The 21,948-nt window shown below is 58.1% G+C and carries 21 protein-coding genes; 1 reads left to right on the top strand and 20 read right to left on the bottom strand.

Going from position 1 to position 21,948, the window contains the following annotated elements:
* Positions 1-102: 102 nt before the first annotated feature.
* The 7 genes from ACKF11_RS03070 to ACKF11_RS03040 form a co-directional block, all read right to left on the bottom strand.
* Complete coding sequence (locus ACKF11_RS03070) at positions 103-1,314, bottom strand: MFS transporter (protein WP_407995905.1); 1,212 nt, start codon at positions 1,312-1,314, stop codon at positions 103-105.
* A gap of 115 nt (positions 1,315-1,429) precedes the next feature.
* Complete coding sequence (locus ACKF11_RS03065) at positions 1,430-1,999, bottom strand: hypothetical protein (protein WP_407995904.1); 570 nt, start codon at positions 1,997-1,999, stop codon at positions 1,430-1,432.
* Between the two features lie 19 nt (positions 2,000-2,018).
* Positions 2,019-3,230, bottom strand: coding sequence for a PQQ-dependent sugar dehydrogenase (locus ACKF11_RS03060; RefSeq protein WP_407995903.1), 1,212 nt, complete (start codon positions 3,228-3,230; stop codon positions 2,019-2,021).
* 187 nt (positions 3,231-3,417) lie between these two features.
* A complete protein-coding gene (locus tag ACKF11_RS03055; RefSeq protein WP_407995902.1) occupies positions 3,418-3,897 on the bottom strand; it encodes an ankyrin repeat domain-containing protein in 480 nt (159 codons plus the stop codon).
* A 123-nt stretch (positions 3,898-4,020) separates the two neighbouring features.
* Positions 4,021-7,914 carry a phosphoribosylformylglycinamidine synthase gene (gene purL, locus ACKF11_RS03050; RefSeq protein ID WP_407995901.1) on the bottom strand — a complete coding sequence of 1,298 codons (3,894 nt, stop codon included), beginning with the start codon at positions 7,912-7,914 and terminating at the stop codon, positions 4,021-4,023.
* A gap of 78 nt (positions 7,915-7,992) precedes the next feature.
* Positions 7,993-8,154, bottom strand: a complete 162-nt coding sequence (locus ACKF11_RS03045; RefSeq protein ID WP_407994258.1) for a hypothetical protein — start codon at positions 8,152-8,154, stop codon at positions 7,993-7,995.
* A 4-nt stretch (positions 8,155-8,158) separates the two neighbouring features.
* Entirely contained in the window at positions 8,159-8,287 is a 129-nt protein-coding gene (locus ACKF11_RS03040; protein ID WP_407994259.1) for a hypothetical protein, read from the bottom strand.
* 358 nt (positions 8,288-8,645) lie between these two features.
* On the opposite strand from ACKF11_RS03040, the gene ACKF11_RS03035 reads away from it, so the two are divergent.
* Positions 8,646-9,821, top strand: a complete 1,176-nt coding sequence (locus ACKF11_RS03035) for a GGDEF domain-containing protein (protein ID WP_407995900.1) — start codon at positions 8,646-8,648, stop codon at positions 9,819-9,821.
* Here ACKF11_RS03035 and ACKF11_RS03030 read toward each other — a convergent pair.
* The 13 genes from ACKF11_RS03030 to htpG form a co-directional block, all read right to left on the bottom strand.
* Positions 9,799-10,893 carry an endonuclease/exonuclease/phosphatase family protein gene (locus ACKF11_RS03030; RefSeq protein WP_407995899.1) on the bottom strand — a complete coding sequence of 365 codons (1,095 nt, stop codon included), beginning with the start codon at positions 10,891-10,893 and terminating at the stop codon, positions 9,799-9,801. The genes ACKF11_RS03035 and ACKF11_RS03030 overlap by 23 nt on opposite strands.
* 37 nt (positions 10,894-10,930) lie before the next feature.
* Entirely contained in the window at positions 10,931-11,344 is a 414-nt protein-coding gene (locus tag ACKF11_RS03025; protein WP_407995898.1) for a p24 family protein, read from the bottom strand.
* Positions 11,345-11,405: 61 nt separating this feature from the next.
* Positions 11,406-11,738: a DMT family transporter gene (locus tag ACKF11_RS03020; protein WP_407995897.1), complete on the bottom strand. Its 333-nt coding sequence runs from the start codon at positions 11,736-11,738 to the stop codon at positions 11,406-11,408.
* A gap of 3 nt (positions 11,739-11,741) precedes the next feature.
* Positions 11,742-12,113 (bottom strand): glyoxalase superfamily protein, encoded by a 372-nt coding sequence (locus ACKF11_RS03015; protein ID WP_407995896.1) that lies wholly within the window; start codon positions 12,111-12,113, stop codon positions 11,742-11,744.
* A gap of 138 nt (positions 12,114-12,251) precedes the next feature.
* Positions 12,252-12,812 (bottom strand): RBBP9/YdeN family alpha/beta hydrolase, encoded by a 561-nt coding sequence (locus ACKF11_RS03010; RefSeq protein WP_407995895.1) that lies wholly within the window; start codon positions 12,810-12,812, stop codon positions 12,252-12,254.
* Positions 12,813-12,898: 86 nt separating this feature from the next.
* Positions 12,899-13,579 carry a DUF4197 domain-containing protein gene (locus ACKF11_RS03005; protein ID WP_407995894.1) on the bottom strand — a complete coding sequence of 227 codons (681 nt, stop codon included), beginning with the start codon at positions 13,577-13,579 and terminating at the stop codon, positions 12,899-12,901.
* A gap of 77 nt (positions 13,580-13,656) precedes the next feature.
* Positions 13,657-16,137: a glycogen/starch/alpha-glucan phosphorylase gene (locus ACKF11_RS03000; RefSeq protein ID WP_407995893.1), complete on the bottom strand. Its 2,481-nt coding sequence runs from the start codon at positions 16,135-16,137 to the stop codon at positions 13,657-13,659.
* A 331-nt stretch (positions 16,138-16,468) separates the two neighbouring features.
* Positions 16,469-16,894 carry an ExbD/TolR family protein gene (locus tag ACKF11_RS02995; protein ID WP_309564809.1) on the bottom strand — a complete coding sequence of 142 codons (426 nt, stop codon included), beginning with the start codon at positions 16,892-16,894 and terminating at the stop codon, positions 16,469-16,471.
* Positions 16,891-17,640 (bottom strand): MotA/TolQ/ExbB proton channel family protein, encoded by a 750-nt coding sequence (locus ACKF11_RS02990; RefSeq protein WP_407995892.1) that lies wholly within the window; start codon positions 17,638-17,640, stop codon positions 16,891-16,893. Before ACKF11_RS02990 ends, ACKF11_RS02995 begins: the two co-directional genes overlap by 4 nt.
* A gap of 51 nt (positions 17,641-17,691) precedes the next feature.
* Entirely contained in the window at positions 17,692-18,462 is a 771-nt protein-coding gene (locus tag ACKF11_RS02985) for an energy transducer TonB (protein WP_309564807.1), read from the bottom strand.
* A 46-nt stretch (positions 18,463-18,508) separates the two neighbouring features.
* Positions 18,509-18,664: a hypothetical protein gene (locus tag ACKF11_RS02980; protein WP_309564806.1), complete on the bottom strand. Its 156-nt coding sequence runs from the start codon at positions 18,662-18,664 to the stop codon at positions 18,509-18,511.
* 318 nt (positions 18,665-18,982) lie between these two features.
* On the bottom strand, positions 18,983-19,600 hold the full coding sequence (gene rpsD / locus ACKF11_RS02975; RefSeq protein WP_309564805.1) for a 30S ribosomal protein S4: 618 nt from the start codon (positions 19,598-19,600) through the stop codon (positions 18,983-18,985).
* A gap of 274 nt (positions 19,601-19,874) precedes the next feature.
* A complete protein-coding gene (gene htpG, locus ACKF11_RS02970) occupies positions 19,875-21,761 on the bottom strand; it encodes a molecular chaperone HtpG (protein WP_407995891.1) in 1,887 nt (628 codons plus the stop codon).
* Positions 21,762-21,948 lie beyond the last annotated feature (187 nt).

Below are 21,948 nucleotides of genomic sequence, written 5' to 3'. Positions count from 1 at the left end.
ACTCCTCCTGCGTTCATCTATATTATTGTCCTGGCATCATGCCATGCCTGGGATTATGCGGTCGAACGCAGGCGAACTCAACCTGCCACGCAGGTATGCGCCCTATTGGCTATGATGGGGCTTCAACAATGGCGTCGCCAGCAGCATGAGCACTGCCACCAACACCAGCAGCCAGCTCGCCAGATGGAAATCCTGCGTCAGGTCGCGCAGGAACCCCACCGACAACGGCCCGGCGGCCGCGATCAAATAGCCTACCGTCAAGACGAAAGCGTTCCAGGCGTTGGCTTCATCAACGCTATGCGTGTTATCGAGGGGCAAGGTCATGCCCAGGGTGAATGCGCCGCCCAGGCCGAAAGCGCAAATGGCGATGCTGATGAATGGCGACCAGGCAGGCGCAACCGCCATCAGCAGCAGGCCGATGACGGCCAAAGCCGCGCAAGCTGCAAGCAAGCCTCGCCTGTCGGTCGATTTGCTGATCGCGCCCAGTATGGGGTTGGATATCATGAATACCGTGGTGAACGTCGCGAGGATGAAGCCGGCCACCGAAGGCGCGGTGCCGTATTCAATATACATGGGCGCCGTCCATGACAACACCGCATAGAACAGGAAATTGTCGGCGGCGAAGAACAAGGCCACCAGCCAGGCAGTGCGGTTGTCCCAAGGCAAGCGGGCCGGGCGGGCTGGTGGTTGCGCGAGTCCCCGCTCCAGTCTTGCGATCCAAAGCCAGCACAACAAGCCAATAGCCGCGCAGAGGCTCCACATGCCGGCGCCCATGCGCCACCCTACTGCGGAGTGCATCGCGACGGGGCCGGAGACGGCGGCGGACAATGTGCTGCCGAAAGAGAGCGCAGTGGCGTAGATGCCCATGACCATCGCCGCCTTGTGCGGGAAATTGCCCTTGATGTACCCGGCGATCAACGCACCCGCGATGGCGATCCCGGCACCGACGCCGGCCGTGCTCAGCAGCAGCATGTCCACGCTGCGGGAAAACGCGCGCGCCGCAATCGCCACGCAGAGCAACAGCAATGCCAGCAGCAAGACGGGGTCTCGCCCGTACCGTCGGGCCAGCCAAGGGGTGGGCAAGGCAAGCAGGCCCATCAATAAATCCGGGATGGCGGTGAGCAGCGACGCCGTGCTGTGGGAAAGCTGGAACTCGTCGATAATAGCGGGAAGCAAGGGTCCCATCGAGACAATGCCGGGACGCAAGGCGATCGCGACCAGGATAATCGCCGCGATGGCAAAACCGACAGGGACTTTTGAAACAGGCCGCGCGGGACGCTGCGGCACAGACGCAGCTTCAAGGGATGTTGCCATGGACGGATTCTCTCATACACGATCAGGATGAGCAGCAATATAGTATGGCGGCAGCGCCATGCACCATACGTTATCTTGCGTAGCGCGGATCAAGCGCTACGCAAGGTCGCACCGCTTATGGCTTTTTCAGGCCGGGCAATACTGCGATCATGGCACAGGGCGTATACGACTCCCTGTCGGAAAGGCCGTCGTCGATCAGCTTCTTGATGGCCGGATCGGCCTGTATCTTGTCCGCCACCTGCTGGATTGCGAGGTCGTAAGTGGCCTGCACCGTGTTGGCAGGCAGGATATCGAGATCGCCGCTCAAGCGCGATTCCCCGGTATAACTGGCAATCGCCTTGCCGCTGCCGGTGTAGACGGTAGCATTGATCGTGCCGTAGAAATTGCGCATGTGCGGGTTGTAGAACATCTTGGGCTTGACCCACAGCAGCACATTGGCGGTAACGCCAGCATCGCACATCACGGTGTCACCCAGCTTGGCGCTGAGCGTCCTGGTCAGCACCGGCTCGATCAATGGGCCCTGGGCAAACCAGTAATCCTTCATGAAGTGCCAGAGCTTGATCTCGTTGGTGTATTCGTACGGGCTGATGTACACCGCCACCTTGCTGGTCGGCTGCGGCTCTTCGGCATGGGCCAGGCTTGACGCCAACAGCAAGGCCGCCAATCCCATCACGCATTTTTTCATTGCATTGCTCCTCACACGGTTATTTCTTGTTGTAGGTAATACGATACACCAAACCCGCCCGGTCATCCGAGACGTACAACGCGCCATCAGGCCCGGTAATCACATCAACGGGGCGCCCCCAGGCGCTGTTCTTGGTTTGCCAGCCGGTGACGAAATCCTCCACGGCCACCGGTTTATTGTCCTGGAAGCGGATGCGCACCAGCTTGTAGCCGTATGGCTGCACGCGGTTCCAGGAGCCGTGCAAAGCCACGATCGCATCCTGCTTGTATTCGCCGGGGAAATTAGCCTTATCGAGGAAGGTGATGCCTATCGGCGTGGAATGCGCGCGCAAGGTGATGGCAGGCGGCTGGGTATTCTCGCAGAAACCGGGCTTGCCGGGGAAATTGGGGTCCGTCACTCGGTTGCCCCAGCAATGCGGCCAGCCGTAATGCTTGCCCGGATCGATCTTGTTGAGATGCTCGGGCGGCAGTTCGTCGTTCATGGCGCCGCCCTTGGTTTCGGAACGCATATCCGCGCCGTTGTTGGTAGCATAGAGATCGCCAGTGCCAGGCTGCCAGGCCAATCCTTGCGAATTGCGCAGCCCGCTCGCCCAGACCGCGCTCCTGGCGCCGCTCACGCTGCCGTCCGGCGCCCCGGCAGGCTTGCCGTCCAGGGTATAGCGCAAAATCGTGGCCCTGAGCGGGTCGTTCTCCACGCAGACGTTGCAACTGGAGCCTACGTTCAGGTAAAGGTGGTTGTCCGGTCCCAGCTTGACCGTCTTGAGCGTATGCCCGCCACTGGGAAGATGGCTGATCAAGGGCACCAGCTTGGTGGCCGGGCGCGTTTTATCCTGCGCCTGCTCGACGCGCACCACCCCGTCCTGGTTCGCCACCAGCATGGTATTGCCGGCAAAAACCAGGCTATTGGGCGCGTTCAGCCCTTCCACCACAGGCACCACATCATCGGCCACGCCGTCATGGTTGCGGTCCGGCAGCATATACACCGTGTTGTCCACGCTGCTGGCAAGGTACAGGTTGCCGTCCGGCCCAAACGCCATGAAGCGCGGGCCGCGGAAATAATCGCCCTTGGCCGGGTTGAGCTTGGCAAAGGTGCTGATCTTGAAACCCGGCGGCAATGTCAGGCTGCCCGCAACGTCGTCCGGCGCCTTGCTCACCGCGGCTACGGTGGTGCATGCCATGAGGGCTGCACTGGCGGCCAGCGCAGGCAATACACTCATCGAAAGTTTCTTCATCGCGCTCCCCCTATCTATGTATGCTCAATCAAGTTGATCGTCAGAGATTACGAGCCCGGGATCAGGCTTAGGTTCCCCTGTGAACGGGTTCTTCAAGAAATGAAAATGCCGGAACAAGTCCGGCACCCATTATGCGGCAGGCAAGGCCATGCCTGACATGGCGTTTGCAACCAGCATCATTGTCAACTCAATGGCACTTTTCTTCCTGGCAGCCGTCGTTCTTGGCGCCGGCAGCGGTCAGGAACTCCACCATGTCGGTACGTCCCTCGTCCTTCAGGGCGCGGATGATGGAAACATTGCCGCGCAGCTTGGCATTGACGTCCGCACCATGGTCGATCAGGTATTTGACGACATCCTTGTTACCTTGATAGGCAGCCAGGTGCAATGCGGTCATCTTGGTGATCGGGTGCTTGTAGTTCACATCGGCACCGTTCTCGACGAAGAACTTCACGGCATTCAACTGGCCCTTGTTGGCTGCGATTTCAAGAGCGGTCCAGGCAAAGAACAATTCATCGACCTTATACGGGTTGTTGAAGTACTTCTTCACAACCTTCATGTCCCCCTTGCCAATGGCGTCGGTATATTCCACCTGAGGATCCTCGGCATGCGCCATCACGGCCCAGCCAAGCACCAACGTTGCCAGGATAACTTTCAACATCTTCTTCATGCGACTTCTCCATAGTAATCATCATTTAATTAAGTGTGCTTATTATTGTTGAGGCTGCGAGGCGCGAAGATATCGCCTCCGCACCTCATAGCCTAACGCACATCTCGTACCCGTTGTTGACCGCTAGCCGATGAACTTCCTGGCATTGCGGAACATACGAATCCACGGCCCATCCTCACCCCAGCCATCGGGATGCCATGAATGCTGCACGGTGCGGAAAACCCGCTCAGGATGAGGCATCATAATACTGAAACGGCCATCGGCGGTAGTCAGGCCGGTAATCCCCTTGGGCGAACCGTTCGGGTTGAACGGATACACCTCGGTCGGGGCGCCGTTGTTATCGACGTAGCGCAGCGTCACCAGTTGCTCCGCCTGCACTCGCTGCTGCGCCGCCGTATCGGCGAACTCGGCATAGCCCTCGCCATGCGCGACGGCAATCGGCATGCGGCTGCCGGCCATGCCACTGAAGAACAGCGACGGTGATTCCAGCACCTCCACCATGGCAACACGTGCCTCGAACTGCTCAGAACGGTTACGCACGAAATGCGGCCAATGCTCGGCACCCGGAATGATGCTATGCAGGTTGCTCATCATCTGGCAACCGTTGCACACGCCCAGCGCAAACGAGTCCGTACGGTTGAAGAACGCGGAAAACTCGTCGCGCGCACGCGGGTTGAACAGGATGGACTTGGCCCAGCCTTCGCCGGCACCGAGCACGTCCCCGTAAGAGAAGCCGCCGCAGGCGACGAAACCGGCAAAGTCCTTGAGGCTGACGCGCCCGTTGATGACGTCGCTCATATGCACATCGAAGGCAGTAAAGCCTGCACGGTCGAATGCGGCCGCCATCTCCACCTGTCCGTTGACGCCCTGCTCACGCAGGATCGCCATCTTGGGGCGTGCACCCGTCGCGATATAAGGCGCGGCAATATTCTCGTTGAGATCGAAGCTGAGCTTGGCATGCAGGCCGGCATCGCGCTCATCCAGCAGGCGGTCGTATTCCTGTTGGGCGCATTGCGGGTTGTCGCGCAGCTTCTGCATCTGGTAAGTCGTCTCCGACCAGGCACGGTGCAACTCCACACGGCTCTCGGCAAACACCAGCTTGCCTCCCTGGTGGATCAGGATATCGCCATGGCTGGCCGGCGCGCCGATCACATGCACCTTGCCGCTCAAAGTTTCATGCAGTTCAGCGATGATGGCATCCGCATCGGCGGCGCGCACCTGCAATACCACGCCCAGCTCCTCGTTATAGAGCGCTGCCACGGCATCGCTGCCCAGGCTGGCGATATCGAGTTCCAGGCCCGTGCGGCCGGCAAACGCCATTTCCGCCACGGCGGCGAACAAGCCGCCATCTGAACGGTCATGGTAGGCCAGCACACGGCCTTCGCGGTTCAGCTTCTGCACCGCATTGAACAAATGCTTGAGGCTGTCCGCGTCGTCCAGGTCCGGCGCGGCATTGCCCACGCTGCCGTATACCTGCGCCAGAGCGGAACCGCCCAGGCGGTTCTTGCCCGCGCCGAGGTCGATCAGGACCAGACGGGTATCGCCCAGGTCAGTGCGCAATTGCGGCGTCAGGGTCTTGCGCGCGTCAGGCGTAGGCGCGAACGCCGTCACCACCAGAGAGATGGGCGCGGTCACCGCCTTCTTTTCGTTACGCTCTTCCCATACAGTCTTCATGGACATGGAATCCTTGCCGACCGGAATGCTGATGCCCAACTGCGGACACAGCTCCATGCCGACGGCCTTGACGGTATCGAACAAGGCGGCGTCCTCGCCGGGATGCCCAGCGGGGGCCATCCAGTTCGCGGAAAGCTTGAGGTCTGCAATATCGTCGATCAGGCTGGCGGCGATATTGGTGATCGCCTCGCCAATCGCCATGCGGCCGGAAGCAGGCGCATCGATCAGCGCCAGCGGCGCCTTTTCGCCGATAGCAAAGGATTCGCCGCGATAGGTCTCGAAGCCATCCAGCGTCACCGCCACGTCCGCCACCGGCACCTGCCACGGGCCGACCATTTGGTCGCGCGCGATCATGCCGGTCACCGTGCGGTCGCCGATGGTGATGAGGAAAGTCTTGTCCGCCACGCCGGGCAGGCGCAGCACGCGCTGCGCGGCCTCCTTGAGGTCAATGCGGGAATGGTCGAAAGCGGGCAGCTCGCGCGCTACATGTGTCACGTCGCGCGTCATCTTCGGCGGCTTGCCCAGCAGCACGGATAAATCCATGTCCACCGGGTTGTTGCCGAAGTGGCTGTCAGCCACGGTCAGGTGCTTTTCCTCGGTCGCCTCGCCGACGACAGCGAACGGACAGCGCTCGCGCTCACAGATTTCGGCGAACAGCGGCAAATCTTCCTTGCGCACCGCCATCACGTAGCGCTCCTGCGCCTCGTTGCTCCATATCTCGCGCGGCGCCATACCGGGCTCTTCGTTATGCACATCGCGCAACTGGAACCTCGCGCCCACGCCCGCGTCGTTCACCAGTTCAGGGAAAGCATTGGAAATGCCGCCCGCGCCCACGTCGTGAATGCTCAGGATCGGGTTCTCGTCGCCCAACTGCCAGCAGCGGTCGATGACTTCCTGCGCGCGGCGCTCCAGCTCGGGATTGCCGCGCTGCACGGAATCGAAATCCAGGTTCTCGGTGTTCGCGCCGGTATCCATGCTCGATGCCGCGCCGCCGCCAAGGCCGATCAACATCGCCGGGCCGCCGAGCTGGATCAGCGCCGCACCCGGAGGAATCGGGTTTTTCTTGGAATGCTTGGCCGAGATATTGCCCACGCCGCCCGCGAGCATGATGGGCTTGTGATAGCCGCGGATTTCCCCTGCCGCCTCGAGTTCCAGCGTACGGAAATAACCGGCGATGTTCGGGCGGCCGAATTCGTTGTTGTACGCCGCCCCACCCAGCGGGCCATCCACCATGATCTGCAACGCGGAAGCAATGCGGCCAGGCTTGCCGTTGTTTTGTTCCCAAGGCTGCTTGAAGCCGGGAATATGCAAATTGGAAACCGAGAAGCCGGTCAGCCCAGCCTTGGGCTTGGAGCCGGAACCGGTCGCGCCCTCGTCGCGGATTTCACCGCCCGCGCCGGTCGCAGCGCCCGCGAACGGCGAAATCGCGGTCGGATGGTTATGCGTTTCCACCTTCATGAGGAAATGCATGTCCTCTTCCACAAAGCCGTATTGGCCGTCCGCCTGCGGATAGAAGCGCTTGGTCTTGCCGCCCTCGACGATAGAGGCGTTGTCGGCATAGGCCACCACGGTCTTGCCGGGGTTGAGCTTGTGCGTGTTGCGGATCATGCCGAACAGCGACTGCGCCTGGGCGACGCCGTCGATCACCCAATCCGCATTGAAAATCTTGTGCCTACAGTGCTCGGAATTGGCCTGCGCGAACATCATCAACTCGACATCCGTCGGATTGCGACCCATGCGCTGGAAATTCTCCACCAGGTAATCCACTTCATCAGGCGACAGGGCAAGGCCCATATCGGCATTGGCGGCCTCCAACGCGGCCTTGCCGCCCGAGAGGATATCCACCGTGGACAAGGGTGCAGGCTCGGCGGTGTGATACAGCTTTTGCGCGTCTTCCAGGGCTGCGAACACCGCCTCGGTCATGCGGTCATGGATCAAGGGGCGCAATGCGGCCTTTTCCGCATCCGTGAGCGGGCTGCCATCCGCCGTGGCAGCGTAAAACGCAATGCCGCGCTCCAGGCGCTGGATGGCCTCGATGCCGCAATGGCGCGCAATGTCCGTAGCGCGCGAAGCCCAGGGCGAAATCGTCCCTGGACGCGGCACCACTAGGAACAACTCCCCTGCCGGCGCTTCCTCGCTCATGCGCGGCCCATAGGTGAGAATCTGCTTCAGCACCGCCTGCTGCGTATCGCTCAAAGGCTGATCAGACCAGGCGAAATGCCAGAACTCGGCGTACAAGTGCGTGATGCGCGGCGCCGCGCCCTTGAGCGCAGCCAGGATTTTCTCGATACGGAACGGGGATAAAGCGGCACTGCCACGAAGACTGATCATTGGGCTGGACATGAAGAAATTCGAAGTGATGGCAAAAGCGGGATTTTACCAGATTATGCCTCGCCTTACTGCTTTGAGGATTAAGGAAAATCAGCCTTCCGCTGACACTAGCAGCAACATGCTCAACTCCCAAACCAGGAGCAGGAAAAACATCCCAGGCAGGATATCACCAACCAGCTTTGGTGCGCCAAAATACGCTGTAGCCAGCGTTTGGGCACCATAAGGTTTTTTCAGTAGTTGCGGCATGGCCATATGTTTATTTCCTGGGATCGAATTCATACGTCAAGCTGACCCAAGCCCGCCCTTGGTGCTCGCCTTGCCAATCCGCGCTGTTGTAGTTGAAGCCGCTTGCACCAATCGCGCCGCGAATTGGGAGAGAAAACATTGAGTCCAAGACGCCCGGCACTGGCGCATTGCTTATCAAACAAGTTATTGACTTGCAAACCCCATGTCCATTCCGGTGCCAGCTTGTAGGAGGTATACCGCATAGCCAGCTGTTTTTCCTGAGCCAAAATCTGTACGATTTATTGATCCAGGCACGCAACCCATGCCTGATGCTCCTGATACAGCAGCTGGATGACGCCTTGTTTGCAGAGTGAATCTTGTGGCATTTTCAGCCAACTAAAGAACCATATTGTCAGCTATTGCATTAAGCAGAACAGCACAATCGCGACGAACGCTAAGATTTTCCAGGGATAAGCCGCTATAATCACCTGCTCCCAATAGGCTTATTGCCCGCAGAGATGCTGCAGCTCGATGTCAAAACCATTTATTTCCTAGTCGGCTTATTCGCCACGACTACCGGTGTAGTGCTGTCCATCCTCACCATGACAGGGCGTTTCGACCGCTGGCTGAAATACTGGGGAATCAGCAACCTGTGCACGGGTTCCGGCATCCTGCTGCTGACTTTCCGCGATATCGTCCCCGATTTTTACAGTATCGTGGTGGCCAATATGCTCGCCATTGCCGGCTATTTCCTGTTGATGGCCACGGCGCAACGCCTGTACTACCGTCATATGCCGTGGCGGCCGCATTTGCTGTTCCTGAGCCTGATGACCGGGTTGTTCCTGCTGATGCAGGATGCGGACAACTACTATGCCGAGAGGACCGCGCTCAGTTCAATCGCCTGCGGGTACTATGCCTTGCGCGTCGCCAAGATCACGCAACGCATCGCGCGCGAGGAGGATATCGTCTCGGCCTACCTGGTTTCCGGGATATTCACGCTGGCGGCCCTGGTTTTCGGCTTGCGGATATTGGCTGGCCTGACCCACCATCTGGGCGGGGATTCGATATTTTCCCCTGGCGGCGTCAATATGTGGGTGATCCTGCTCGCTGCAGGCATCGGCCCGCTATGGAACATGTCGATGCTGCTCATGATCATGGAGCGCATCAACCGCAACTGGATCGGCCGCGCCTTGCGGGACCCGCTCACAGCCGCGCTCAATCGCGAAGGGCTCAGGGCCGCCGTGGAAAACAATACCATGCGCCGCCATTCCGACGACCATCCGTTCACGGCTTTGCTATTGGTGGACATCGACCATTTCAAACAGGTCAATGACCAGCTGGGACACGCATTCGGCGATAAACTGCTGCGCAGCTTCGCGGATATCGTTCATCACCAATTGCGCAGCTCCGACTTGTTTGCGCGCCATGGCGGTGACGAGTTCGTCATCATCCTGCCCTCGAGCGGCGAGAAGGAAGCCAGGGATGTCGCTGAGCGGTTGCAGAAGGCGTTTGCCCAAGCGACTGACAAATTGAAGCATGACGGCCTGGCCGTGACCTTGAGCATCGGCATTGCGGTCACGGCCAGCGAACAGCTTGGCAGCTCGCTGCACAAGCTCATGGAACAAGCCGACTCGGCGCTCTATCAATCCAAGCACCATGGACGCAACCGCATTACATCGGCCCAAGCGGCTTGAAGCCTGACTGCTCCGACTTCTCCACTCCATCCTCCACTTTTTCCCGAGCCTCCTCCTGATCGGCCTGTGATGCAGACTCAGGTTCATGAATGAATTCCAGATTGCGCTCAAGCTGCAAATGGGTAAATACGGGAAAATGATCAGACCCGATATGTGGCAGGCGCTGCATATTGATTAGGCCGAAATCCGCGCTGTGGAAGATATGGTCCAAGGCCCAACGCAGGAAAGGATAATCGGCATGATAGGTATTGATATGATGGCGGCCCTTGCGGGGATCCAGCAACTTACTCACTCGCTGGAACAGACGCGTGGTGCGTGACCAAGCCACGTCGTTAAGGTCACCCATGACAATCACGCTGTCATCGCTTTCTCCCACTTGCTTACCCACCACCAACAGCTCGGCATCTCGCAAGATCGAATCTGGCGCCTCGGTCGGGCTGGGCGGCTCGGGATGCAGGCAATGCAGCTTCACGGGAGCGCCGCATGGCAAGACAACGGTGGCATGGATAGATGGAATCTCAGGGCTGAGCAGGAACTTCACCTCCGGCTTAAGCAACGGCAACCGGCTGTACAAATGCATGCCATAAAGATTATCCAAGGGGACGCGCACGGCATAAGGATATTCGGCCTCGATCGCCGTCAGGGCCTGCTCCCAGATACGGTCCGACTCCAGTGTCAGCAGCAGATCGGGCTTGAATCGCCGAACCTGCTCGATTAGCTTGAAATGCCGGTTATTGCTCATCAGCACATTGGCGACGATCATCGAGATTTGCCTGTCGCGCCGGTAATGTCCGGGAGTGATCGCCTTGACCTCGAGCGGCAGCATGAAGGTGTAAGGCAGAACCATGCGCAATTGGTGCAGCAATGCCAGCAACAATATACATAGTACCAGCCATCGCACCATGGTCCACTCGGCATCCGGCAAGACCAATCCTACAATTGCAAATACTGCCAGTGCAATAATCTGCAACCTTGGAAAGTCCAAGCCCCGGAACCACCATTCGCTGCGGCGTACCAAAGATCCGGCCGTCAACAGCAGCGCGAGGCTGGCAAGGAAATATCCCGCCAACATGGGATTTTCTAGCCAGGAATCAGCAATATAGACAGGATCAAGTGATGCCCCCCAAAGGCGGCAGGTGCCAAATCCATGCTGCAACCGCGAGCATGGCGATCACCAACACCACCACGATCCTCGATAGCCTTGCAACGCGGCGGCGGCCGTCCTCCAGCTTGGCGACCAATTGCTCATTCTGGTCCGCCAGGGTCTTGAGCAGTTTCGAGGATTCCACCATCTGGGTCTGCAATTGGGCAATCCGCATTTCCAACGACTGGATACGGGCCTCTTTGTCGTCATCGGTCCCAAGCTCGCTATAAGGCACATCGTAGACCTGGGGTTCGGGCTGTTGCTGCTTGCCGGATACGGCCTGCCAGAACTTCCTGGCGCCCTCGGCAATCTCGGGCGCCTTGCGGATCACCTCTATCCAGGGAACCACCTTCAATACAGTCAGCCATGGTGCGGCCACAATCCATTCCTTTCATTCACAAGGGCAAGGCCCCGTTTATCGATCAAGAGGCAAACGTCCGTCAATGTCCCGCCGTCCTGGAAAACAACTGCATCACCACGGCGCCCGTGATGATCAACGCCATGCCGACCACGGCGGGCAGGTCGGGTTTCTGCCCATACAGCACCAAGGCAATCACCGACACCAGCACGATGCCCAGCCCCGACCAGATCGCATAAGCCACCCCGACCGGGATGCTGCGCAGCGTCAAGGCGAGAAAATAAAACGCCAGCCCGTAGCCGACGATCACCAGCAGGCTGGGCAGCCATTGCGTAAAGCCGTCGCTGGCCTTGAGCGCCGAGGTTGCGATCACTTCGGCGATGATAGCGATCCCCAGGTAAGTCCAGTGCTGCATCTATCACAGTTCCGTCACGGTGATGAAGCTCAGCCGGTTGCCATCCGGGTCTACCATGAGCATATTGCGCACGGTCGGGCCCAGGTCGTTGCCGGGCGGCTCGGTAATGTGCAAGCCCTGCCCTACAAACTCCTCATGCACCGCATCGACGTCGTCCACATAAAAATGCACCAGCGCACCAAAGGCGCAATCGCCGGTATGCTCAGTGAGGAATATCTGCATGTCGCCACGGGCAATCGCGGCAAAAAAGGGAAACCCGGGCTCGAACTGGTGCGTCCACAATTCGCGGAACCCCAGTTTTTCATAGTACGGCTTGCTCAGCGCATAGGATGCGACGCGTACCGCCGGAACGACAGGCTGGGTGATTTTTTTCATTGCTCCCTCCTTCTTGCAGTGTGGCTTAGTACGGCTGACAAAACTCAGCTCAACATTCCCGGTCAGGCGCTCTGCCGCACGCAGTACAAACAGTACGACAAAGGCAGGGCAACGACGCCAGGAATGTTTTGTTAGCCGCTATTGTTCGCGCATACTGACAATGGCGTCATATAGCGCAGGAAACTCGGTGAAACCGTCTTGCGCCATGAAGTGGCCTCCCCGTTCAAACAACTCCCAATCCGCGTCGAGCTTTTCCGCCAGGCGCAACGAATAGGGGTAAGGCACGATATGGTCATCCTGGGCAGCCAGCACGATGCGCCTAGGCGCCAGCCTGATCAGTTTTTCCACATCCAGCGGCGCCGCGGTGAACGCGTCCAGCGCCGGCAGGAAGCTCAACGGCTCGGCAAATCCCGAGACCAATGCCATGCCGCCTATGGGCCGCTCTTGCTGCTCTAGATAACGCAGCAAGGTGATGCAACCCAGGCTGTGCCCGATAAAAAAGGTATGCTGGTCCGGCTGGGTAATATGGGTGCGCAGGCAATCAAGCCATCGCTCGATGTCAGGATGGTCGGGCGCAGGCAACGCCAGCACCGTGACCTTGAAGCCTTGCTGTTCCAATGCGTTCTTGATCCATGGAAACCAGTGGCTTTCCGGCGAAGCCTGGTACCCATGGATGATATAGACAGTCCCTGCTTGCATGTTCCTCCCCACACTGCAAATATGTGGTTAGAACACTTTCTGGGCTTTAGTTCTCCATCAAGCCCAGCCCAACGCTAAAAACAAGGTTATTTGACAGCGCCGAACACTTTCTTGAGCAAACTGCTGGCCTGTCCCATCGGGTCCTGGCGGATGGCTTTTTCCTCTTCCGCCATCATGAGATAGACGCCGTCCAGTGTCTTCTGGGTCACATATTGCTCAATGTTCGCCTGGTCCTTGTTGACCAGCCCGTATTTGCTGCCCATTTCGGCAAATTTGTTGTATTGCTGCGCCAAGTCGACGTTTTGCGTCGCCTTTTTCACGATGGGCAGGAATTTCTCCGCCATCGGCGCAGAAGTGGTCTTGCGGAAATATTGCGTGGCGGAGTCCTGCCCGCCGGTCAGGATATCCTTGGCATCCTGCACACTCATCTGCTTGACCGAATTCACGAGCAAGGTCTTGGCCTCAGGCACCGCGGCTTCCGCTGCCTGGTTCATCTTCAGCACCAGTTCGTCCGCCTGCTTGCCCATGCCGAACATGCGCATGGCCTTCTCGGCCTTCTGCATGGATTCAGGCAGGGGAATCTTGACCTGCGGGTTATTGAGGAAGCCCCCTGCCTGCCCTAGCTGGCTGACCGCGCGCTCGGCGCCTTGCACCAGTGCCTGCTTGAGGCCCTGGCTGGCATCGGCATTGCTGATGCTGCCCAGGTCCAGCGCAGCGGCATGGCCGGAAAAAACAACGAATGATAATGCAGTCACAAGATGGCGCATGGCTCCTCCTAGATGGTGGATTGAGGTTCTCACCGCATTTTAACCTCATCGGCGAAGCATGCGCACAGTATTACCGTTTAATGTTGCACCGGTTTGACGCGCCAGATTTTCTCAACGTATTCGCCGATGGTACGGTCGCTGGAGAACTTGCCGATGCGCGCCACATTGAGGATTGCGCGGCGGCTCCACTCATCCTTGTCCTTGTAGAGCTTGCCCACGGCATCCTGGGTCTCGATATAACTCGCGTAATCAGCCAGCAGCAGGTATTGATCCCCGTTGTTCAACAAGGCGTCGCCGATCGCATGGTAGCGATCGGGCTCGTCCACGGAGAAGAAACCGTTGGTGATCATGTCCAGCGCCTGCTTCAGCTCGGAGTTGCCGTGGTAATAGTCCCATGGGTTGTAATGGTTGGCTTTCACCTCGGCCACCTGTTCCGTCGTCAGGCCGAAAATGAAGATATTGTCTTCCCCCACTTCCTCGCGGATTTCCACATTGGCACCATCCAGCGTGCCGATGGTGAGGGCGCCGTTCAGCGCCATCTTCATGTTGCCGGTGCCCGATGCCTCGGTGCCGGCGGTGGATATCTGTTCGGAAAGGTCGCTGCCCGGGAACAAAAGCTCCGCCGCCGACACCTCGTAATTCGGGTAGAACACCACCTTGAGCTTGTCTCCTACGGCAGGGTCCTCGTTGACGATGGAGGCTACGTCGTTGATCAGGCGGATGATCAGCTTGGCCAGCCAGTAGCCCGGCGCCGCCTTGCCGCCAAAAATCACGGCGCGCGGCGTCACATCCTTGGCTTGCCCGCTGCGGATGCGGTTATACAGGGTCACGATGTGCAACACATTCAGCAGCTGGCGCTTGTATTCGTGGATGCGCTTGATTTGCACGTCGAACAAGGCGGCAGGGTTCAGCTTGACTCCTGTCACCTGTTCAATCCGCTTGGCAAGCCGCTGCTTGTTGGCATGCTTGACCGCGAGGAAAGCCTTGCGGAAATCGGCATCGTCAGCCAATGGCTCCAATGCGCGCAGCTTGTCGAGATCATGGTGGAAGTCCTTGCCGATGACGCTTTCCAACAGGCTAGTCAAGCCGGGATTGCACTGGTTGAGCCAGCGCCGGGGCGTGATGCCGTTGGTGACGTTGATGAAGCGGCCCGGGAAGATGCGGTTGAAATCGGCAAACAAGGTAGATCGCAGCAATTCGCTGTGCAATGCCGCCACTCCGTTCACGGTGTGGCTGCCGACCACGGCCAGGTGCGCCATGCGCACGCGGCGACCGTGCTCTTCGTCAATAATGGAAACGCGCGTCAGCAGATCGGTCTCGCCCGGGAACTTGTGGTTCACCATCTGCAGGAACTCATGGTTGATGCGGTAGATGATGCCCAGGTGCCGCGGCAGCAGCCTGCCGAACATCTCCACCGGCCAGGTCTCTAGCGCCTCCGGCATCAAGGTATGGTTGGTGTAGGCAAATACCTTTTCGCTGATTTTCCAGGCCTTGTTCCAGTCGAGGTGGTGCACGTCCACCAATTGGTACATCAGCTCGGCCACCGCAATCGCAGGATGGGTGTCATTGAGCTGGATCGCCACCTTGTCCGGCAACACGCTCCAGTCGTCATGCTTAGCCAGGAAGCGGCGCAGGATGTCCTGGATCGAAGCGGAGACGAAGAAATACTGCTGCTTCAGGCGCAGCTCCTTGCCCAGCACGGAAGTATCGTTGGGGTACAGCACCTTCGAAATATTCTCGTAGGCATTGCGCTCCTCGACAGCTTTCTCGTAATTGCCTTCATTGAAGTGCGCAAGGTCGAACTCACGCGCCGCCTTGGCAGACCACAAGCGCAAGGTATTCACGGTTTCCGTGTCGTAGCCGGGCACCGGCATGTCGTAGGCAATGGCCAGCACGCTTTCTGCATCCACCCAATGGTATTCCGTACCCTTGGCAGCCGGGAACTCCACCACCTTGCCATAGAACCTCACCGGGTACTGGCTTTCCGGCCGCTGGAACTCCCAGAGGTTGCCGTAACGCAGCCAGTTGTCGGGGTTTTCCACCTGCTGGCCCTGGCTGATCGACTGGCGGAACATGCCGTATTCGTAACGGATGCCATAACCCGTGCCCGGGATGTCCATGCTGGCCATCGAATCGAGGAAACACGCCGCCAAACGCCCCAGGCCGCCATTGCCCAGCGCGGCGTCGTTTTCCAGCTCGACCACGTCCTCCAGCTTGTGCCCCAATGTTTTCAAACCCTCCTGCACCTCGCCCTCGATGCCCAGATTCAGTGCGGCATTCTGCATCATGCGCCCAAGCAGGAACTCCAGCGAGAAGTAGTACACCCGTTTCGGATCTTGCTCGCTATATGCTTCAGCGGTCTTGACCCAGCGCTCAACCACATGGTCGCGTATGGTGTATCCGGTCGCCACATACCAGTCGCGCGGCGTCGAAGCCTCGCTGGTCTTGAATGCGGAAAAGATCAGGTGGTTCTGCAGTGCCTGGGCAATCGGGGTTTTCTCGGTGGTAATCACAGGCGTGGAGGCTTTGGGCTTTTTGGGTTCTTTTTCAGCGGTCATTGGCGTCTTTCCGTGTGAGTTTACAAAATGCCACCCGTTGGCTTGAGTTCAGAAGCTCATATTGAATGGCCAACATGAAATTCTTGCGAACTTGATGCACTAATTTTCAACCAGCAAAAATCAGGCCACTCTAGGAGCAGGATTACGCGCAGGACAATCCATCACGCCCACAACAGGTGAACTCTTTTACAAGACTACAATAGTGGGAAAAAGTTGAACAGCGATTGCGAAAACATCTTCGCATCTTCCCTACTGGCTCAGGGAAGCGACATGGCCAAAGCAAAACAAAAAAGCCGGGCATGCCCGGCTTTTTGCATTTCAGTCCCGCAGGTTATTTGGGCGTAGGATCGCTCACGAACCCGAGCTTCTGCACGCCTGCATTCTGCGCATACGCCATGACCTCGGCGAGCACCTGGTAACGCGTCTCCTTGTCGGCGCGGATATGCAGTTCCGGCTGCGGGTCCTTGTTGGCAACCTCGTGCAGCTTCACGTTCAGCTCTTCGAGCGTGAGGGTCTGGTCGTTCCAGTACATGGCGCCTGCGCTATCGATGGCGACATCGATGATATCCGGCTTCTCCGGGGAAGGCTGGCTCGTCGCTTGCGGCAGATCGATCTTCACCGCATGCGTCAGCAAGGGGGCGGTGATGATGAAGATCACCAGCAACACCAACATCACGTCCACAAGCGGCGTGGTGTTGATCTCGGACATGGGACGGCTGTTGCCCTCCCCGCCACCGATTCCGCCGCCTGCCATCATGCCGTCACCTCTTTCAATGTGGCGCCGGTACGGACAGCGGCGGCGCCTGGGGTGGTCTTGCTGCTAGGGTTCAATGGAGCGCCGGTGGTCAGCAGGATATGCAGATCATTGGCAAACCCCTCCACTTCGCCCAGGATGAGGCGGTTGCGGCGTACCAGCGCGTTGTATGCCAATACCGCAGGAATCGCCACAGCCAGGCCGAGCGCGGTCATGATCAAGGCTTCGCCAACCGGCCCGGCCACCTTGTCCAGTGTCGCCTGGCCGCTTTGGCTGATGCTCGCCAAGGCGTGGTAAATACCCCATACCGTACCGAAGAGGCCGACGAAAGGCGCCACGCTTCCTACCGATGCCAGCATAGTCAGGCCGTAATCCATGCGCTCGCTTTCAGTGGAAATCTGACGGCGCATGGCGCGGGCGATGAATTCGTCCTTGTTGCAAGCCTCTTCGACATTGCTGGCGACATGTGCCTGATGATGCTCGGCAGCGTCAACGGCCTGGTTTGCAACGCGGGAAACGATGGTTTCGCCGCTCTTGTGGCGCAGTGCCGACTCGATCGAGGGCGCCTGCCAGAAGTTATTGCTGTACTCGCGGTTGGCACTGCGGATGGTCAGTGCCTGATAAAACTTGACGACCATGAGATACCAGCTTGCCACTGACATGAAGACAAGCACGACTGCAACCAGAATGGAAACCGGACCGCCGTCCAGAATGAAATCCAAGCTGCTAAATTCGTATGCATTTTCCATATTGCATTAATCCTATATGTTTTAAAGTATGACTAACCTGGTTGAACTTGCTTAATCCGAGATGGAGAACCGGACCGGGGCAATCACGGACACCTTCATCGGCTTGTTGTTACGCTTGTACGGGTTGAACCTGGACTTCTTGGTCGCCTCCAGCGCGGCCTTGTCCAGCCGCTCGGAACCACTGCTGGTCTCGATCTGGATGGTCTCGGGCACCCCTGCTTCAGAGATCAGTATCCGCAACATCACGACGCCCTGCTCTCCCAGCCTTCTGGACATGGCGGGATAAACGGGAATTTCCTGATGCGAATATGAAACCCCGCTGATCGCCACTTCCGGGATAGGCTGATCCTTGGGCTCAGGCGGCTTGACCGGCTCCACCTTCTCGGCAACCACGGGCTTGTCCTGGACGGGCGCTTGCGAAGGCGCCTGCTTGACTTCCTGGGGCTGCGGTTCGGACACCTCCTCCTTGACCTCCTCCACCTGCTCGACAGGCTGGGGAGCCTCGATTGGAACCGGCTTGTCCACCACCTTCGGCTTGGGCTTCGGTTTTGGCTTGGGCTCAGGCGGTTTCGGCTGGGGTTGGGGCTCCGGCTCGGTGATCGCCACCTCGGGAATAGGCTCCGGACTTTTCACCAGGCTCACCATGATAGGCGGCGCAGCCTCTTCCTTGTGGGGCTCCCTGGTGGAAACGGCGATCAGGGCGGCAAACACGGCGGCATGGATCGCCACGGTGGCGATCAGCGCCTTGGCAGAAAAATCCTGTGTGTCTTGTTCTCGGAAAACCCGTTTTGGAACTAAATTGCGCGTTGGTTTTTGACTCAATTGCCCCTCAACATATTGCTCTTTTGAAAGGCGTGCAAGTGAAGACTCAATGGACATTTTTGATGCTGGCAGTGAATTGACTATGAGATTTGTTGGCACTATATATTGCCAGCCGGGTCGCCGCTTCCTGAATCATTTCAGCAAGCGAGTTGAACGCGTGGTCTTCCAGGCGCAAACTCAACGCACCGACTTCAATTTCCATGACATTACATTCCTCACAGTACAACACCCTGCATCCTTCAGCTCCAGCAAGCACTACACGCCTACAATTGTTCGCTGTCTTCATCGTTATCCTGCTCGTTGTTTGGGGTTGCAGTCAATGATGCAAGGCCACCCTTGCAACAAGAGCGAAAAATGATAACTATTCTCATATATGCAGTCAAGAATAATACGCATTCTAGCAGCTAATTAAGCACGATTCTTATTATTTCTTGCATATAATATGCATACGCACTGCGTCAAATTGCCGCACAAAACAAAAAAGGCCGCTGATAGCGGCCTTTTCGATTCCGTCAAGAAATTACAGACGGTTGGCGTAGTATTCAACAACTTGTTGAACGTCAACAGGGAATGGAACATCTTCCGCTGCTGGCAAGTGGGCAACCTTGGCTTGCTGTGCTTGCTCTGCCCAGGTGATCCACTCTGGACGGATCAAAGGCGGGTTGGCCAATGTTTCCACCACGATAGGCAGCTTGGTGCTGCTGGCCTTCAGGGAAATCTCGTCACCCACGCGCAAGCGGATGGACGGGATGTTCACGGACTTGCCATTCAGCAATACGTGACGGTGGGAAACCAATTGGCGTGCAGCGGCAATCGTCGGTGCGAAGCCAGCGCGGAACACGACGTTGTCGAGGCGGCGCTCCAGCAGTTGCAGCAGTGTTTCGCCGGTAGGGGACTTGCCCTTACGCGCATCTACCACCAGGCGGCGCAGTTGCTTTTCGGACAGGCCGTAGTTGAAGCGCAGCTTTTGCTTTTCTTGCAGCTTGACGCCGAAATCGGACTTCTTGCGGCGTGTATTCTTGGCGCCATGCTGGCCAGGAGGGGTTGGGCGCGCCTCGATGGTCTTGCGGGACAAGCCAGGCAGATCAATACCAAGTGCGCGCATTACTTTAAGGCGTGGGCCGGTGAATCTAGACATTCTTCAAAACTCCTTCAATAGTTGGATTGATCAGGCTGACCTGACAAATAGCTTCCTGCACCCCGGCAATCATGTTCGGGATGGATAGCTCGACGCTATCACCATGCCTGCAAGGCATGGCATACCTGCACACTACAAACTCCGCGTAAGCCCGTGGCTTTACACGAAGCCGCGGATTATACAATAAAAAACCGCCATTGACCAAGCATCAATGGCGGTTTTTCGAGTGCCTGCCGCTTTAGCCAGACGCGGCAAGGCAGCAACGTGGCCGCGCTCAGGCCAGCATGGCGTTCACGCGACGCACAAAGGCGGCCGGGTCTTCCAGTTGGCCGCCTTCCGCCAGCAAAGCCTGGTCAAACAGGAGATGAGCCCAGTCTGCAAATTTGGCGTCGTCCGTCACCGCCTTCAGGCGCTGCACGATGCCGTGATCCGGGTTGATCTCCAGGATAGGCTTGCTGCCCGGCGTCTTCTGGCCTGCGGCCTTGAGCAGGCGCTCGAGGTTGCCCGATAGGTCGTTCTCTCCCGCCACCAGGCAGGCCGGGGAATCGGTGAGGCGGTGCGTGACGCGGACCTCCTTCACGCTGTCGCCCAATGTGGACTGGATACGCTCGACCAGGGACTTGTATTCGTCCTCGACCTTCTTCTGCTGCTCCTTCTCGGCCTCGTCTTCCAGCTTGCCCAGGTCGAGGTCGCCCTTGGCCACGGATTGCAGCTTTTTGCCGTCGAACTCGGTAAGGCTGCCCAGCAGCCATTCGTCAACCCGGTCGGACAGCAGCAATACCTCGATGCCCTTCTTGCGGAAAATTTCCAGGTGCGGGCTATGCTGCGCCGCGGCAAAACTATCGGCGGTGATGTAGTAAATGGCTTCCTGGCCTTCCTTCATGCGGCCGATGTAGTCCTTGAAGGACACCACCTGCTCGTCGGTATCGGCATGGGTGCTGGCAAAGCGCAGCAGGCCGGCGATCCTTTCCTTGTTGGCGAAATCCTCGCCCGGGCCTTCTTTCAGCACGCGGCCGAATTCGTTCCAGAACTTGGCATATTCTTCGGGCTTGTTCTCCGCCAGGTCTTCCAGCAGGCCCAGTACGCGTTTCACAGAACCGGTCTTGATCGCGTCGATGTCCTTGGAATGCTGCAGGATTTCGCGCGAGACGTTGAGCGGCAGGTCGGCGCTGTCGATCACGCCGCGCACAAAGCGCAGGTATTGCGGCATCAGCTGCTCGGCATCGTCCATGATGAACACGCGCTTCACGTAGAGCTTGATGCCGTGCTGGCGTTCGCGGTCATAGAGGTCGAACGGCGCCTTAGACGGGATATAGAGCAGGGAAATGTATTCCTGCTTGCCCTCCACGCGGTTGTGGCTCCAGGTCAGCGGATTCTCGAAATCGTGCGAGACATGCTTGTAGAACTCCTGGTACTCCTCTTCGGAAATATCGCCTTTGCTGCGCGCCCACAAGGCGGAAGCCTTGTTCACGGTTTCGTCTTCATCGGTGGCCACCTGCTCGCCGTCCTTCCACTCGGACTTCTTCATGATGATGGGCAGGGTGATGTGATCCGAGTACTTGCGGATGATGGACTTGAGCTTCCAGTCATTGAGGAACTCGTCTTCGCCCTCGCGCAGGTGCAGGACGATGTCGGTGCCGCGGCTTTCCTTGTCGGCAGGCTCCAGCGTGTAGTCGCCCTCGCCACTCGACTCCCAGCGCACGGCCTCGTTGCTGCCGGCACGGCGGGTGGTCAGGGTCACTTTGCTGGCAATGATGAACGCGGAATAGAAGCCGACGCCGAATTGGCCGATCAAGTTGGCATCCTTGGCCTGGTCGCCGGTGAGGGACTGGAAGAATTCCTTAGTGCCGGACTTGGCAATGGTGCCGATATTGCGGATCACTTCCTCGCGGCTCATGCCGATCCCGTTGTCGGAAATGGTGACGGTGCGCGCTTCCTTGTCAAAGCTGACGCGAATCTTGAGATCGCTGTCATTGCCGTACAGGCTGTTATCCGCCAGCGCCTCGAACCGCAGCTTGTCCGCGGCGTCGCTGGCGTTGGAAATCAGTTCGCGCAATACGATTTCCTTGTTGCTGTAGAGCGAATGGATCATCAATTGCAACAGCTGTTTGACTTCGGCCTGGAAACCCAGGGTTTCCTTTTGTAGTGTCTCTGTGGACATCTTGCTAACTCCCGTTATGCAGTTGAATGACAATGCTCCGTATATAAGGACGGCTTAACAAATTTCAAGCGCCTGGCATCAAATGCCGCCATTTAGATATAAAATACGTAAAAAATCATCAAAATAAGTCATACAGTTGTCATTAACGAGATGGCGGTTCTGCCAACCTCACAAGGGAGTTCCAGTC

It is taken from the genome of Methylobacillus draconifructus, assembly GCF_045984385.1.
GTDB classification, from domain to species: Bacteria; Pseudomonadota; Gammaproteobacteria; order Burkholderiales; family Methylophilaceae; genus Methylobacillus; species Methylobacillus flagellatus_A.
Note: the sequence above shows the minus strand (reverse complement) of the source record. Positions and strands in the feature narration are given on the sequence as shown.